The organism is Streptomyces sp. NPDC056480 (assembly GCF_042795405.1).
Taxonomy (GTDB): Bacteria; Actinomycetota; Actinomycetes; order Streptomycetales; family Streptomycetaceae; genus Streptomyces.
Genome location: NZ_JBHTSA010000012.1, coordinates 71,218 through 85,846, shown reverse-complemented (window position 1 = coordinate 85,846; position 14,629 = coordinate 71,218). Strand labels below are relative to the sequence as shown.

The 14,629-nt window shown below is 72.2% G+C and carries 10 protein-coding genes and 1 tRNA gene; 5 read left to right on the top strand and 6 right to left on the bottom strand.

Features of this window, described 5'->3' with window-relative positions:
- Nucleotides 1–64: 64 nt before the first annotated feature.
- Nucleotides 65–1,630 carry an MFS transporter gene (locus ACFQ79_RS08720; RefSeq protein ID WP_383580382.1) on the bottom strand — a complete coding sequence of 522 codons (1,566 nt, stop codon included), beginning with the start codon at nucleotides 1,628–1,630 and terminating at the stop codon, nucleotides 65–67.
- A gap of 340 nt (nucleotides 1,631–1,970) precedes the next feature.
- On the opposite strand from ACFQ79_RS08720, the gene ACFQ79_RS08715 reads away from it, so the two are divergent.
- The 5 genes from ACFQ79_RS08715 (at nucleotide 1,971) to ACFQ79_RS08695 (ending at nucleotide 8,276) form a co-directional block, all read left to right on the top strand.
- Nucleotides 1,971–2,045 (top strand) — tRNA-Cys (locus tag ACFQ79_RS08715).
- 56 nt (nucleotides 2,046–2,101) lie between these two features.
- Nucleotides 2,102–2,497, top strand: coding sequence for a hypothetical protein (locus tag ACFQ79_RS08710; protein WP_383580380.1), 396 nt, complete (start codon nucleotides 2,102–2,104; stop codon nucleotides 2,495–2,497).
- A gap of 417 nt (nucleotides 2,498–2,914) precedes the next feature.
- Nucleotides 2,915–3,820, top strand: coding sequence for a serine/threonine protein kinase (locus ACFQ79_RS08705; RefSeq protein WP_383580377.1), 906 nt, complete (start codon nucleotides 2,915–2,917; stop codon nucleotides 3,818–3,820).
- Between the two features lie 61 nt (nucleotides 3,821–3,881).
- Nucleotides 3,882–6,065 carry a PQQ-binding-like beta-propeller repeat protein gene (locus tag ACFQ79_RS08700; protein WP_383580375.1) on the top strand — a complete coding sequence of 728 codons (2,184 nt, stop codon included), beginning with the start codon at nucleotides 3,882–3,884 and terminating at the stop codon, nucleotides 6,063–6,065.
- Between the two features lie 111 nt (nucleotides 6,066–6,176).
- Nucleotides 6,177–8,276 (top strand): PQQ-binding-like beta-propeller repeat protein, encoded by a 2,100-nt coding sequence (locus tag ACFQ79_RS08695; RefSeq protein WP_383580373.1) that lies wholly within the window; start codon nucleotides 6,177–6,179, stop codon nucleotides 8,274–8,276.
- A gap of 9 nt (nucleotides 8,277–8,285) precedes the next feature.
- On the opposite strand, the gene ACFQ79_RS08690 is transcribed toward ACFQ79_RS08695, so the two are convergent.
- From ACFQ79_RS08690 to ACFQ79_RS08670, 5 genes are read right to left on the bottom strand one after another with little or no spacing between them, the layout of a single operon-like run.
- Nucleotides 8,286–8,930, bottom strand: coding sequence for a hypothetical protein (locus ACFQ79_RS08690; protein ID WP_383580371.1), 645 nt, complete (start codon nucleotides 8,928–8,930; stop codon nucleotides 8,286–8,288).
- Nucleotides 8,927–11,269, bottom strand: a complete 2,343-nt coding sequence (locus tag ACFQ79_RS08685; protein WP_383580369.1) for a hypothetical protein — start codon at nucleotides 11,267–11,269, stop codon at nucleotides 8,927–8,929. The genes ACFQ79_RS08690 and ACFQ79_RS08685 overlap by 4 nt, the downstream gene beginning before the upstream one ends.
- Nucleotides 11,270–11,329: 60 nt before the next feature.
- Nucleotides 11,330–11,746 carry a hypothetical protein gene (locus ACFQ79_RS08680; RefSeq protein ID WP_383580367.1) on the bottom strand — a complete coding sequence of 139 codons (417 nt, stop codon included), beginning with the start codon at nucleotides 11,744–11,746 and terminating at the stop codon, nucleotides 11,330–11,332.
- A gap of 46 nt (nucleotides 11,747–11,792) precedes the next feature.
- The gene (mycP, locus tag ACFQ79_RS08675; RefSeq protein ID WP_383580365.1) at nucleotides 11,793–13,040 is read right to left on the bottom strand and encodes a type VII secretion-associated serine protease mycosin; all 1,248 of its coding nucleotides are present in this window, start codon (nucleotides 13,038–13,040) and stop codon (nucleotides 11,793–11,795) included.
- 17 nt (nucleotides 13,041–13,057) lie between these two features.
- Nucleotides 13,058–14,539: a hypothetical protein gene (locus tag ACFQ79_RS08670; protein ID WP_383580363.1), complete on the bottom strand. Its 1,482-nt coding sequence runs from the start codon at nucleotides 14,537–14,539 to the stop codon at nucleotides 13,058–13,060.
- Nucleotides 14,540–14,629: the final 90 nt, after the last annotated feature.

Genomic DNA, 14,629 nt, shown 5'->3' with positions numbered 1-14,629 from the left:
AGGCACCGGTCTGCGCGGGCACCGACCCCTGCGCGGGTGACGGCCCCCCGCCGCGGGCCTGCCCTTACCCCCGGCCCGCCGCCTGCGCGCCGTTCAGTCGCGTGGCGACCCACGCGCCCACCGCCGCGACCCCCGCCATCGGCAGGAAGACCGCCGCGAAGGCCCCCGGATGGGAGCCGGTGGAGGCGTGGGAGGTGACCGCGTGGCCGACCGCACCGCCGCCGAGCGCCGCGAAGGCCGCGCCGCCCGCGGCGAGCAGCAGGACGTTGGAGAGGCCGTCGGAGATCTGGAGGGCGGCGGAGTTGGCGCCCACCTCCTCGGGCGCGGAGAGCTTCATGAGCAGCACGCTCGTCGAGGCGATCACAGCCCCCATGCCGAGGCAGCCGAGCCCCCAGGCCGCCGCGACCACCCACACCGGCACGGCCGTGATCAGCACGCTCGGCGCCGTCGCGATGGCGATCGCGACCAGGACCATGCCGAGGACGACGAGCCGCTCCCGGTACGGCTCCGTCCACGGCCGGGCCTGGATCCAGGAGCCGAGGGCCCAGGTGAGGCCGCCCGCCGCGAGCGAGAGCCCGGCCAGGGTGGGGCTCAGGCCCCGCTGGGTGACCAGCATCAGCGGCACGAAGGACTCGGCCGCGATGAAGGCGCCCGCGGCGATGCCGCGGAGCAGGACGACGGACGGCAGACCGCGGGCCGCCCGGTAGGTGCCGTGCGGAAGGAGCCCGCGGACCGCGGGCACGAGGAACGCGATGCCGGCCGCCGCGGGCAGCAGGGAGAGCCAGCGCAGCTCCTGGCCGGCGTACTGGAGGAGCGCCGCACCCGCCGAGATGCCGAGCGCGAGCCGGATCCGGCGCCGGTCCCAGGGCGCGACGGGCGCGGCCGGGTCGGCGGGCCCCGATGCGGTGCGGCGGATCGCGGGGAGCGCGAGGGCCAGCGGGAAGACGACGAGGGCGGGGATGCCGACGAAGACCCAGCGCCAGCCGAGGTGCTCGGTGATCGTTCCGGCCGCGAGCGGCCCGACGACGGAGGGGACGACCCAGCTCGCGGCGAACGCGGCCATGATCGCGGGTCTGAGGTGCTCGGCGTAGGCGCGGCCGACGACCACGTACAACGCGACGATCACGAGCCCGCCGCCGAGGCCCTGGACGGCCCGCCCGAGGATGAACAGCCACATGGCGCCGGCGGTCCCGGAGAGCAGCAGTCCGGCGGCGAAGGCGCTGATGCCCGCCGTGAGCGGGGCGAGCGGCCCGAGGCGGTCGGACCACTGCCCGGCCAGGACCATGGCGAAGAGGCTGGTGGTGAAGTAGGCCGAGAAGGCGAAGGCGTAGAGGGGGATGCCGTTCAGCTCGCGGGCGGCCACGGGCATGGCCGTGCCGACGGCGGTCGCCTCGAAGGCGATGAGCAGGACGACGGAGACCATGCCGATACTGAGCGCCCGGTGGGCCGGATCGAGGACGGACCCCTTGGTGACGACGGTGTCGGCACTGTCGACGGTGCTGCCGGGGGTCACGGCCGTGACGGTGCTGACGGTGCTGACGTCGTGCGGGGCAAGGGGTCCGGGTCTCCGGTCGACGTCGGCGGCTATGTCTGTGTCCGCCTCGGCGTCGCGGGGTTCGAGGGCGCTCATTCCCCCAGAGTAAGAGGCGAACAGGCAAATGACCCCTGTCGGGAGTCCCGGAACGACTCGGCCCTTGGTCGTACGACGGACGTACCGCGAGGGCACGCCGGACGCCCTGAGGACCGCGCCACGGGCGGCACCACCGGCGGGCGCCACGGGACACCACCGGCGGGCACCACGGGACGCCACGGGCGGCACCACCGGCGGGCACCACGGGACGCCACGGGCGCGCGGCAGGCGTCCGACTGTGAACGCCGCATGGCGGCGCCATTGCAGTCGCATGGCACGACCCCGGAACCCCTTGAGCCCCTCCCGGCCCCCGCCTACGGTCGTACTCGTTGCACCGCACGACCGTGTGCCCGAGTGGTTGAGGGGCCGGCCTGCAAAGCCGGTTACGTCGGTTCGAATCCGATCACGGTCTCCAATGATCTTCTTTACGGGATCTTCACAAGCCCCACCCGCCTGTGCCACAGTCCGCGCATGAGCGATCAAGGCAGACGCAAGCTGGGCGTCCTCGTCGGCGTCTCCCTCGCCGGAGGCCTGCTGCCCGGCATCACGCTGGGCGCGGAGACGCCCGACGTCATCCTGTCCGTCCTCACCGCCACCCTGGTGATGGCGGTCCTCACCCAGGTGATCTACATCGGCCCCTCGGGCCGCGTCCCCCTCGCCCCGCTGGCCGCCTTCGGCCTGGCCGGCTTCGTCCAGGACGCGCTCATCTGGTGGCTGCTGTCCTGGCTGGGCCCGCAGATCGGATACCTCCGGATCGAGGGCCTGGGCACGATCCTGCTCGCGGCCCTGATCACCCGCGCGACGGTCCTGCTCCTGTCCCAGCTCGCCCCGCCGACGACGGAGACGGCCGAGACGGCGGAGGACTGAGAGCCGGGGAGGCGGCCCGACCGGCCGAGCGCCTCGACCACCCGGCGGCGCCGGACACCCGTGACAGTGACCGTTCCTGATTCGCCCCAGCAAGTTCGGCGCCTGCGGAAACACGCCGATCGCCATCCTCCGCTTCCGCGTCGGAGCACTGCTCGGCGGGAATCACCCGCGAGGGCGGGATCTTCGCAACGCCCGCGTCACCGCTTCACGTTCGCAACCAGGACAGCCCGGACTTCCCGGACCCCCGCCCTCCACGTCCACCGCCCGTCGCAGCTCCCCCGCACGCCCCCTCGCCTCAACCTCCCCTCCACGCCTCGATAGGCTCGTCCCCGCCCGTCACCACGGGCGCACGAATGACGGGGGGCACGAACGGTGGAACAGTCGCGCGCACCACACGAATCCGCACGGCACGAATCCGTGCCGCGGGAATCGGCGCGCCAGGAATCCGCGCGCCAGGAATCCGCGCGGCGGATCGGCCCCTACCGGCTGATCACCCGCCTCGATCCGCCCCGGACCGCCCTGCCGTGCCGCCGGTTCGTGGCCCGTACCGAGGACGGCGAGCACACCGTGCTGCTCAGCGCCCCGCTGCCCGGCACCGATCCCGCCCGGTTCGCCGTGGAGGCCGACGCCGCCCGCCGGCTCCTCGGCCCCTGGGTCGCCCCGGTGACGGACGTGGCCGCCCCCGGCGAAGCCCCCTGGTACGCGAGCCCGTACCTGCCGGCCCTCCCGCTGCCCGTGGCGCTCGCCGTCCACGGCGGCCCGCTGCCCGAGACCACCGTCCGCGCCGTCGGCGCCACCCTGGCCGAGGCGCTGGCCGCCGCGCACGGCCAGGGCGTCACCCACGCCGGGGTGTCCCCCGCCGCCGTCCTGCTCACGGCGGACGGGCCCCGGCTGAGCTGCTTCGGCGCGGTACGGGCCGCCTCGGCCGACGGCGAGCCGCGCACCGGCCTGCCCGGTGTCGACCCGGGAGCACTCGCCCCCGAGCAGGCGTCGGGAGGCCGCCCGCGCCCGCCCGGCGACGTCTTCGCGCTCGGCGCGGTCCTCGCGTACGCCGCCACCGGTCACACCGTGCCCGAGCGGGACGAACTCCCGCCCGCCCTGCGCCCGGTGATCGCGTCCTGCCTGGCCCGTGACCCGGCCGACCGGCCGACGGCGGCCGCCCTGATGACCGCGCTCGCCCCGCCGACGACGCACGGGACGGTCCTGAACTCGGCCGGCTCGCTCCTCGCCCCGGGCTGGCTGCCGGGCCGGGTGGTGGCGGCGCTCGCCCGCCAGTCCTCGGAACTCCTCGCCGCCGAACTCCCTGAAGCGGCAAGGGCCTGAAGCGCGAGCGCGCCCCTTCCCTCCCCTCCCCGCCCTCCCTCGGACCTGACGGACCTCATCCATGCTGTCGCCCCTGACCCACGACGACCCGGCCGCGGTCGCCACGTACCGGCTCATCGCCCGCCTCGGTTCCGGCGGCATGGGCACGGTCTATCTGGCGCGCACCCCCGGCGGTCGTACCGTCGCCCTGAAGACCGTGCACGCGCGGCTCGCCACCGACCCGGCGTTCCGGGCCCGTTTCCGGCTGGAGACGGACGCGGCGCGGATCATCGGCGCGCGCCACGGCGCGGCCGTCGTCGACGCGGACCCGCTGGCCGAGACGCCGTGGCTGGCCACCGAGTACGTCCTCGGCCCGCCGCTCGACGACGCGGTGGCGCTCGGCGGCCCGCTCCCCGAGCCGACGGTCCGCGCCCTCGGCGCGGCGCTCGCCGGGGCGCTGGCGCAGCTGCACTCCTCGGACGTGGTGCACCGGGACCTCAAGCCCTCGAACGTCCTCGTCACCGCGTACGGCCCGAAGATCATCGACTTCGGCATCGCGCGGGCGGCCGGCGACGAGCATCTGACCCGGACGGGCGCGGCGGCCGGCACGCCCGCGTTCATGTCGCCCGAGCAGGCGAGCGGGCAGGAACACCCGCCCGCCGGCGACGTGTTCGCGCTCGCGGGCGTCCTGGTCTTCGCCGCGACCGGCCACGGCCCCTTCGGTACGGGCTCCGCCGCCGACCTCCTGTACCGCGTCCGTTACGCGGACCCCGACCTCACCGGCGTACCGGAGGCACTGCTCCCGCTCCTGACGGCCTGTCTGTCGAAGGACCCGTCGGCCCGCCCCACCACGGGCATGCTGATCGACCGGTTCCACGACGGGCACGGCGAGTTCGCCGACCACCTGCCGCCCCTGCTCCTCACCGACATCGCCCGCCGGGCCACGGACGTCTGGCTCCACGCCCCCCACCGCCTGCCGGCCCCGGCGGGCTCGGCGACGCCGGAGACCGTCCCCGGCACACCGGTCTCCCGCCGCCGGCTGTTCTCGGTGGGCGGCGCGGCGCTGCTGGGCGTGGCGGGGGCGGGGGGCGGGGTGTGGGCCTGGCTCGGATCACGGGACACGCCGCAGGCCACGAACACCACCCCCACCCCCACGGGCCCCACCGCCATCCCGGCCGCGACGGCGGCCGACGGGTCGCCGAAGGCCCTGTGGCAGGGGCAGTCCCTCGACCGCGACGAGGCGATCGTCCCGCTGCTCGCCGGAGACGTCGTCGGTTTCGCGGAGACGGTCTCGTTCCGGGTCGTGGACCCGAAGGACGGGCGCGACCTCTGGACCGAGTCCCTGGATCCGCGCCAGGTCTGCAGCGACGGCACGCACTTCTACGCGTCGGCCGGCTCCTACGAAGGGCCGGGCGAGCTGCGCATCCGTACGCTCGACCCGCGCACCGGCAAGGACGCGGCCCGGCAGATCGTCCTCAAGGGCTTCGACGGCACGAACTCGGGCACCGAACTCCTCACCGTGTCCGGCGGCACGCTCTTCGCCGCCTCCCGCCTCGGCAAGAAGGAGACCGACCCGGACGCGAACCAGCGGGGCTGGCATCTGCTCGCCGTCAACCTGCTTACCGGAAAGGAGGCCTGGCGCCTGCCGTACGAGTGGGACGGCGTCCGCCCCTGGCTCTCGCAGGTCGTCGGCGACCGGCTGATCCTCGGGAAGAACAGCGGCGACCGGGAGTACTTCGTCGTCCAGGCACGGGACCTGCGCAACGGCCGGCAGCTCTGGGAGCGCCGCATCGCCCTGCAGGACTCCGAGCGCTACAAGCCCGGCCAGCTGGCCATCGACGAGCGGCACGTGTACATCGGCGGGGACCGCCTCCGGGCCCTGCGCCTCACCGACGGCAAGACCGCCTGGCAGCACGGATCCGGTTCCACCTACTTCGGTCTGCCCGCCGTCGCACGCGACGTCGTCTACGCGCAGGAGCGGCGGGACGCTCCCGGCCTCGTGGTCCTCTCGGCCGAGAAGGGCGTCATGATCTGGACGGAGAGAGCCTCGGACCGCGCCCTGACCCCCGAGTACTTCTCCGTCCCCGTGGTCGGCGACAAGCACGTGTACGCCCCCGTACGCGGCGGACTGAGCGCAGTGGACCTGCAGCTCCACAGCTCGGCCTGGGTGTTCCCCACGGATGCCACCCGGTACGTCGTCGACAAGGAGCGGACCCGGATCATCGGGGCGGGAGAGACGTCCGTGATGGCCGTCCCGTTCGCCTGACACGCGCTCCCTTCCCTCGGCTTCCGTACCCACGCGTGGCCGCCCCTGCCGCTGTGCACCGGCCGGCCGGCCCAGACCATCCTTCCCTCACTCCCTTCCCCGGAGACCCTCGTGACCACGCTGCCCCTCGCCACCGGCGATCCGCTCCGGCTCGGCCCGTACCGCCTGCTCGGCGTCCTCGGCGAGGGCGGCATGGGCAAGGTGTACGTCGGCCGGGACGGCGACGGCGCTCCGGCGGCCGTCAAGGTGCTGCGGCCCGAACTCGCCCACGACCAGCACCTCGCCCAGCGCTTCGTCCGCGAGGCCGACATGGCGCGGGCCGTCACCAGCAAGGGAGTGGCCCGGGTCCTCGGGGCGCAGACCGAGGGCGGACGGCCCTGGATCGCCGCCGAGTTCCTCGCCGGGCCGACGCTCGACGAGGCGGTGCGGGCGTACGGACCGATGGACGTGCCGGCGGTCCGCGCGCTCGCGGCCCAGCTCGCCCGCACGCTGCACGACATCCACGCGGCCGGTCTGGTCCACCGCGACCTCAAGCCCGCGAACATCGTGCTCACCTCCACCGGCCCGCGCATCATCGACTTCGGCATCGCCCGCCCCGAGCACGGCCTCACCCTGACGACGACGGGCCAGATCCCCGTCACGCCGGGATACGGGGCTCCCGAGCAGGTCCTGGGCCGGCGGGTCGGTCCGGCGTCGGACGTCTTCTCGCTCGGCGCGGTCCTCGCGTACGCGGCGAGCGGCCGGCGCACCTTCGACGGCGCCCATGTGCCGGCCGTCCAGTACGAGGTCGTGCACGGCACCCCGGACCTGAGCCTGGTGCCGCCGGAGCTCCAGGAGCTGATCGGCCCTTGCCTGGCGAAGGACCCGGCGCACCGTCCGCTGCCCCCGCAGGTCGCGGAGGCCTTCGCCCCGCCGAAGGGCGCGGGCCGCGCCTGGCGCAAGGGTCCGCTCGCCGACGACATCAAGCGGCGCGAGACGGCCACGAAGCGGCTGGCCGCGCCGGCCGACACCGTCGTCGCCTCCGGCTCGCCGTCCCGGCGCCGCTTCCTCACCGGCGCCGCCGTGGGAGTGGCGGTCCTGGGCGCCGGTGGCGGGGCGGGCGCGTGGTGGCTGAACCGCGGCGAGGAGAAGTCGCCCACGGCCGACGTGCCGCCCGCCGCGGCGACCCCCGAGGCCGCGTTCGTCTCGGCCATCGACATGAAGCCGGGCGAGTCCCCGAAGGCACTGTGGGGACCGCTCGACGTGATGGCGGCCGAGGGCGAACTGCCGCTGCCGGTACGGGATGTGGTGATCGTGCAGGCGAAGACGGGCGGCCTCCTCGCCCTGTCCGTCACGAACGGCAGGGAACGCTGGCGTGCCAAGGACATCGACGCGGACGCCGGTTTCGTCTCCGTCGCCGACCGGCTCGTCGTCGGTGTCGACAAGAACGGCGTCCTGAGCGCCTTCGTCGCCTCCACCGGCGCGCCCGTCTGGCAGACGCAGTCCGACGTCGACGACGTCCTCGCCGCGGACGACACGCACGTCTACCTGGTGACGAAGGACAACGAACTACGGGCCGTCGACGCCTGGACCCTGGCCACCACCTGGACGCGCCCGATGACGTCCCCGCGCTCCCAGAACGGCCCCGCGAAGGCGGCCGTGGGAAGGAAGCGGCTGGTGATCCACGGCAGGGACGGCCATTGCGCCGCCCTGTACACGGCGACGGGCGAGACGGACTGGGAGATCAAGGACCAGGGCACCGACGGCCAGGCCCCGGCACTCGGCACCAACAACACCGCCTACTTCGGCGGCCGCAAGCTGACGGCCCGCCGGCTCGACCGCGGCGACTTCCTGTGGGAGGAGGAGGCCGGCGGCACCGCGGGCGTCTGGGGCACCCCGACCGCCACCGACGAACTCGTCTTCGCGATGAACCGGTACAACGCCTACCGGTACTCCACCATGCCGGACGTCCGCTTCCCCGTCTCCGACTGGTACGAGGTCATGGACGGAACGGGCCCCGGCACCGTCAACCCGCCGGCGGTCGAGGGCGCGACGGTCTGGCTCCACGCCCCGGACAACAGCCACATCCAGGTCGTCCACAAGGTCACCAGGGCGCGCCTCTTCGTCATCGAGATGAAGCGCCAGGGCACCTACCAGCTGGCAAGCGACGGCAACCGCGTCTTCATCGCCCGGGGCGGCCGGATCGGAGCGCTTCCGGTGCTCGGGGTGTAGGCCGGCTCGTCACCGCGCGGCCGCCGGTACGCCCTCCACCAGCTCCGTGCCCGCACACCCCAGCTCGGCGGCCACCTTCCGGGCCGCCGTGTTGGCGAGGGTGATCTGCTCGTCCCTGATGCCCGGGTGATCGGCCTCGTTCTCGTCGGCGCGCTCCAGCTCGACGTCGAGGACGATGGCGTGGGCCGGTGCCGGCATCTGGCAGGTGAAGTAGATCGAGGCGTGGAGGTCCGAGGAAGTGGCCCGTCGACCGGTCGAGTAGAACGTCGCGAACTCCTTCACGGAGTCGCCCGTGGGGACGGCGAGGGCCTCACGGAAGGTGATGCCCAGGACGTTCTTCTCGTCCCCGGCCGTCTCCAGCGTGCAGAACGGGATGCCCTTCATCCGCTTCTTGCCGGGCTGGGGCGTCCGAGCGGCCTGCCGCAGATCGGTCAGGACCCGCTCCGGCTCGGACCCGTCGCTGGTGAGCGACGCGCCCTTACCGGCGATGGCCTCCAGCGCGGAGGCCGCGGCAGGCTCCCCGGCAAACCCACCACAGACCTCCGAGGCAGGCTGCCCCTTCGCGACGTCGTCGCCCCCGGAGGAACAGGACGTCGCGGACAGGGCGAGCAACACCAGCCCTGCCCAGACACCCCGTGCGCGGATCGCCGTCATCGGACCTTTCCGTCCTTCTTCTCGTTGTACGGGTCGGGCAGGGAGTCGTCCCTGACATGGCCCCTGCTGTCCTTCACGTACTTGGTCAGCTCCTCCTCGAGGATGTTGCTGTCGTCCTCGCTCCAGCCGGGAGCCCTCGCGTACGCCTGGCCCGGCATGAGCGCGTTACTCTTGCCCGATGCCAGTGCCTCGTCCTTGAGGTCGTCGGACTTCTTCTTCAGAAGCTCGTCCTCCGAGTACTTCTCCGCGATGTCGTCGGCCTCCATGCCGATCAGGGTCGTGACGGCGCCGCCGACGGTCTCCGCGGCCAGCGGAACCAGTACACCGGCAGCGCCACCTGTCAGTGCGACGACGCCTCCCGCCGCTGCCGCGCCGACTCCGAACTTGACCCATTCCGTCGTACGCTCGACGGCCTTCTTGTGCTCCTCGGAATCGATCGTGTACTGCTGATCGATCTGCCCCATCCTCGACTGGTCGAAGATCGCGTGGGTCTCCGCGCCGATCCGCAGGGTCGTCTTGGCGTCGGTGAGGTCCAGTTCACGCGCCGGCCCTGAGCCGGGCTTGGGGGCGACCTCGTCCATGACGCTCGTCGTGTAGACCGTCTGGGCGGCCGACAGCGTTGCGTGACCGGTCTCGCTCTGGCTGACCGTGCCGAGGAAGCTGACCGCGTCGCCCCGGTTGAACAGCAGGCTGTCCTCGAACTCCGCGCCGAACCGGGGCTCGCCCTTCTCGTTGGGCCGCGCGCCGAACGGCGAGTTCGGCATGGGATCCGTCGACGTCTCGTTCTCCTGCTCCAGGGAGCGGTTGAACTCGTCGATGTAGGCGGCGCCCATCTTGCCCAGGCTGTCGTCGATGCCCGGCTGCTGGTGCATGAACTTCGGGTCGCTGCCGTACCGCTCGACGACCTTCTGCATGACCTCCGCGTTGTCCTTGTTCCGTACGTCCTTGAGACCCTCGGTCTCGGCGTCGTACGGATGGCCGGTCGTCGCGGACTCCAGAGCGTGGCCGAGCGCGTTGTAGCCGGGCTCCTTGACCCGATCACCCTTGTCGTTGAGCTCCTCGGGCCACTCGCGGTCCTTGGTGAAGTAGTCGAACGGGTCGATCTTCTTGTCGTCCTTGGCGTTCTCGGGCGTGAGGTCGATGCTGCTGTTGAAGAAGTCCGTCGACGCCTTCGGGTTGTGCCCGAGCCCCTCCATGAAGCCGATCATGGGGTCGTTGCCGAGGTCGCCGCCCTGCCAGTTCAAGTGGCTCGGCATGCCGCCCATGGCGTGCCAGGCGCGGTCGGCGGGCAGCCGGCCGTCGTGCGTCATCTTCCGCTCGGTGACGACGAGCCCGTTGCCGTAGTCCTTGAGGAACTTGTCGTCGTAGTCGCCGACCCGCATCAGGTTGCTCATGACCTGGAAGCCGTACGGGCTGGTGCCGCGCGTCTGGATGGGCTCGCCGCCGGCCTTGATGACGTCGGCCTTCCACTGCTCCATCTCAGGGCTGGTGGAATGGGTGGCGGTGGCGAGCGTCATGCTCCAGTTCGTCTGGAGCTCCTTCAGCTTGTCCCGGTGGTCGACACCGAGGCGCGAGCCGTCGCTCGGATCGCCCATGTCGGCCCAGTACTCCATGCTGCCCTTCGGCCCGACCTCCAGGGCGAACTTCTCCGCGAAGTACGGGTCCTTCTGGTTGGCCTTGAAGAGGGCGTTGAGCCGGTCGATCTCCGCCGGGGTGGCCTCGTCGCCCTTCTTGTACAGCTCGTAGGCGGCGTGCGCGTCCTCGGCGTCCTGCGCCTTCGAGGCGGCGGCGAGCGAGTCGTAACCCGTGCCGGAGAAGTTGTTCTTGTCCGTGCCGACGAGGCCGCGCAGCGCGCGCGATGCCACGTCGTCGGCATCGTTGGCCCGGGCGATCGCGGCCTTGATCGCCGCGTTCATCGCCTCGAAGTCGGCAGCCTCGGGCTTCGGGCCGTCGTAGTTCTTGGACCGGCTGTCGGGGCGGATCAGATGGCTCACCACGCCGTCCTGATCGATCCTCATCCCCTTGCCCGGCGCCTCCGCGACCAGCTTCTCCAGCTCGCTCTTCGCCGCCTGGAACTCGGTGTGGGCGTCCCGCAGGATGTTGCGGATGCTGGTCGCCCCGATGAGGGCGTCACCGAACTCCTTGGCGGTCTTCCTGACGAACGCCTGGGTCACCCCGGCGTTCTCGCCCTTCCAATCGGCCTTCTCCGCCTTGCCCTTGAGGCCGGTCTCGGCCTTGTCCTTGCTCTTCTCCAGCTTGGACACCGCCTCCGACCAGACAGAGGAGGCCTCCTGGAGGCTTCCGAGCCGAGCGTGGAGAACCTGGTCGAACTTCAGCATCTAACGTCCCTCGTCAGCCGTTTCGGTACCGCGCCGTGCCGTGCGTGCCGTTCCGTCGGCCTACTTGAAGTGCTCGTCGATCGTGGACATGGAGAAGTTCGTGATCAGCACTTCTTCGTGGTTGGCGTGGCTGGTGACCGTGTCCTCAAGGTGGTTGTGGATGTGCGCACAAGCACTGATGAGGGTCTCGGCCTGGTCCCGCCACATGTCCCACATGGTCCACATGGCCGATCCGGTCTGGAACCCGTCGCCGTCGAGGCTCTTGGCCGCCGCGTCCGTCTGGGCGCCCGCGTGGAAGGCGTCCCGCTCGAACCAGTGGAAGAGCTCCTGGGCCTCGTTGCCGATGGCCTTGAGGTCGGCGGAGGTCACCTTGTAGTCACTGGGACCACCACCACCGCCACCTTCGGCGGGCACACCGTTGAGCCTCATCGCAGCGGTCTCGCCGCGGACTTGGCTCCACTCCTCGTCGAAAGACATGCACTTCCCCATGAGTGAGTTACGGACGTCCGGCGGTGGGGCGGGCTCAGCCCCGCCGCGAACGGAGTACGGGTACGGCGATCGCGGCACCGATCAGCACGACCGCGCCGATCCCGAGGCCGATCCACAGGCCGGTGTTGCCGCCGTCCTCGCCTGCGGCCTGGGTCGCGGCCGGCGCGGGCGCGTCGGAGGACGCGGAGGGCGCGGAGGGCGCGGCCGAGGAGGCGCCTGCCGACGGGTCGGCCGAGGGCGGCTCCGACGCGGTGGCGTCGAGGTCGTCGATGGGCCGGACGCCGGCCGGACCCGGATCGCCGGGCGTCTTCAGCGCCCGGAGCGGACGGATGGCGCCATAGCCGATGTAGTCGTTGCGCTTGTCGCCCTCGGTCGGCGCGGCGATGGTGTTGAGCATGACCTTCAGGACCTGGTTGTTGGTCCAGTCGGGGTGCTTCGACCAGATGAGCGCGGCGGAGGCGGAGGCGAGGGCGGTGGCGTCACTGGTACCGGAGGACTTGCAGACGCCGCCCTCGTCGCAGGCGGCGACGATGTCCTTGCCCGGGGCCACGATGTCGACCTGCAGCCCGAACTGCGACATCGGGATCCGGGTGAGCTTCTGATCGACCGCGCCCACGCCGACGACGCCGGGAGTGGCACCCGGGTACTCCGCTGCGTTGCCCTTGTCACCGGTGTTGCCGACGGAGGCGAAGACGAGAGCCCCCTTGTCGAGGGCGTACTTCACCGCGTTCGTGAGCTCTTGCGAGCCCGCCTTGGCACCCTGCGAGATGTTGATGACCTTGGCACCGGAGTCTGCCGCGAACCGGATGGCCTCAGGGGCCAGCTTGTTGAACTGTGCGTCGGCGTCTGCCGCGCTGCCGTTCTGATCCGGGGCCGGAAGCCGGACGGGGAGGATCTTCACCCCGGGGGCGAGGCCGAACGCTCCCGCCCCTCCGTTGGCCTTGCCCGTGCCGGCGATGACCCCCGCCATGCTCGTGCCGTGGCCCTCGACGTCCGTGTGCTCGTCTCCCCCTGCCCCGGGCGCCAGGTCCTTTCCATCAATGACCTGGCCCTGGAGGTCGGGGTGGGTGTCCTCCACGCCGCTGTCGATCACTGCGACCGTGATGCCTTTGCCGGTGCTGAGCTGCCAGATCTTCTCAGCACCCATGGTGTCGAGGTGCCACTGCTGGTCCCGGACGCCCGCCGCGTGAGCGGGAACGGAAGCGATGCCCACCAGCAGCATCCCCAAGGCGGCCGAGGCGGTGGCTCGGGCACGGCTCCGACGAATACTGCTGGTACGCATCTGCTTCCTCGCGCTGATCAGTCGATGACGGGCGGCGCCACGCGGCGCCCCTGCTGCCAGGTCTCCTCGTCCTCGACCAGGTAGTCGGGACGCTCTCCGTTCGTCTCCTCGCGCTCACCGGGCCGCTGCGTGGAGCCTCCGCGCACGAGGCCGGAGCCGCCGGGCGTGAAGGGCCGCGCGCTGCCGCCGGTGGCGCTGGCGCGCTGCGCCTTGCCGCCGACGACTCCGCCGGTCTCGCCGGCGAGACGGCGTCCGCCGGTGATGCCGTGCTGTCCGGTGCCCATGCCGCCGCCCATCGGGCCGCCCATGCCGCCGCCCATGGGCGCGCGGCCCATGCCCGAGCCGTTGCGGCCCGGCTCGGTGCCGATGACGGTGCTGCGCGGGAGTCCGGTCTGGGGACGCCCGTTCGTGTGGGGCACCGCCTTGCCGCCGCTGATGCCCTCGCGGGGACCGCCCAGCGGGCCGGGACCGGTCGGCAGGCCGCGCGGTCCTGTGGTGTTCAGCGGGTTGCGCGCGCCGCCGGTGACGGGACCGGTGGGAGGCAGCGTTCCGGGGCCGCCCTTGGACGGGAGCGGGGGCATCCCGGTCGTCGTCACGAACGGAGGCGCGCTGCCGTCCGGCTTGGTGATCGGCGGCGGCGTGCCCGGGGTCTGCGTCGTGGGTCCCGTCGGCGTGGTCGGCGGCGTCTTGGTGTCGACGCTGTCGATGCCGAGGTCCACGGGGACCTCGGGTCGGACTTCGGGGCGGATGATCTGCGTCGGCCCGGTCTTGTCCTGGGACGGAGGCGTGGTCTGCGTCTCGGGCGTGGTCCGGGTGTCCGGCTGCGGGATGGAGGTGCGCGTGCCCGTACTCGTGTTCGTGTCCGGACCTGTGGTGCGGCTGTTGCTCGGCGGGTACTGGGCGCGCTCGGTCCCGCCCTGCCGACCACGGCTGGTGTCCGGCGGCACGAAGTCCCCCGGCGGCGGCGGAAACGTCGGCGGCGCAACGCTGGTCATGTGGAAGCCCGACCAGTGGTACGCGGACGAGAGCTTCCGCATCTCGTCGGCCGCCGCCTGCTTGGTCGCCAGTTCCTTGGCCTCGATGGCCTTGAGGTCCTCGCTGGCGGCGATGGCCTTCTGGGCGTTACGGGCGACGTCCGCCGAGTCGGGGTCGTTGCGGTACTTCTGCGCGGCCGCCAGGTTCGCCTTGGCCGACTCGTGGGAGGTGTAGCGCGGCATGGCGCTCTTGGCGCTGGCGATGGCCTGCGCCGTCTTGTGCATCTCCTCGGCCCCGCGGCCGCTGTAGGAGCTGAGCGAGAAGGTCGAGCTCACCACGTCCGCGGCCCACTCGTTGAACGCCTGCTCCGCCTTGCCCTTCCAGTCCACCCGGCTCGAGCGGCTCTTGAGCTCCTTCGCGATGCGCTCCAGCTCGACCGACGCCGCCTTCAGGCGGTCGCCCGCGAGCCTGACACCGGCTTCACTGGCCTCGTCCAGCCACGCCAGCATCTGCTGGTGCGTCATGGATTCGAAGTCAGTGCCGCCGCCTCCGCCGCCGCCTTCTGCTGGCCTCATTCTTCGCCTCTTCCCCGTGTCCCCGACATTCCGTCCGCG

Coding starts and splice junctions, on each gene's coding strand:
- ACFQ79_RS08685 (WP_383580369.1), bottom strand. CDS start 11,269: ATGCTGAAGTTCGACCAGGTTCTCCACGCTCGGCTCGGAAGCCTCCAG.
- ACFQ79_RS08720 (WP_383580382.1), bottom strand. CDS start 1,630: ATGAGCGCCCTCGAACCCCGCGACGCCGAGGCGGACACAGACATAGCC.
- ACFQ79_RS08700 (WP_383580375.1), top strand. CDS start 3,882: ATGCTGTCGCCCCTGACCCACGACGACCCGGCCGCGGTCGCCACGTAC.
- mycP (WP_383580365.1), bottom strand. CDS start 13,040: ATGCGTACCAGCAGTATTCGTCGGAGCCGTGCCCGAGCCACCGCCTCG.
- ACFQ79_RS08670 (WP_383580363.1), bottom strand. CDS start 14,539: ATGACGCACCAGCAGATGCTGGCGTGGCTGGACGAGGCCAGTGAAGCC.
- ACFQ79_RS08690 (WP_383580371.1), bottom strand. CDS start 8,930: ATGACGGCGATCCGCGCACGGGGTGTCTGGGCAGGGCTGGTGTTGCTC.
- ACFQ79_RS08680 (WP_383580367.1), bottom strand. CDS start 11,746: ATGTCTTTCGACGAGGAGTGGAGCCAAGTCCGCGGCGAGACCGCTGCG.
- ACFQ79_RS08710 (WP_383580380.1), top strand. CDS start 2,102: ATGAGCGATCAAGGCAGACGCAAGCTGGGCGTCCTCGTCGGCGTCTCC.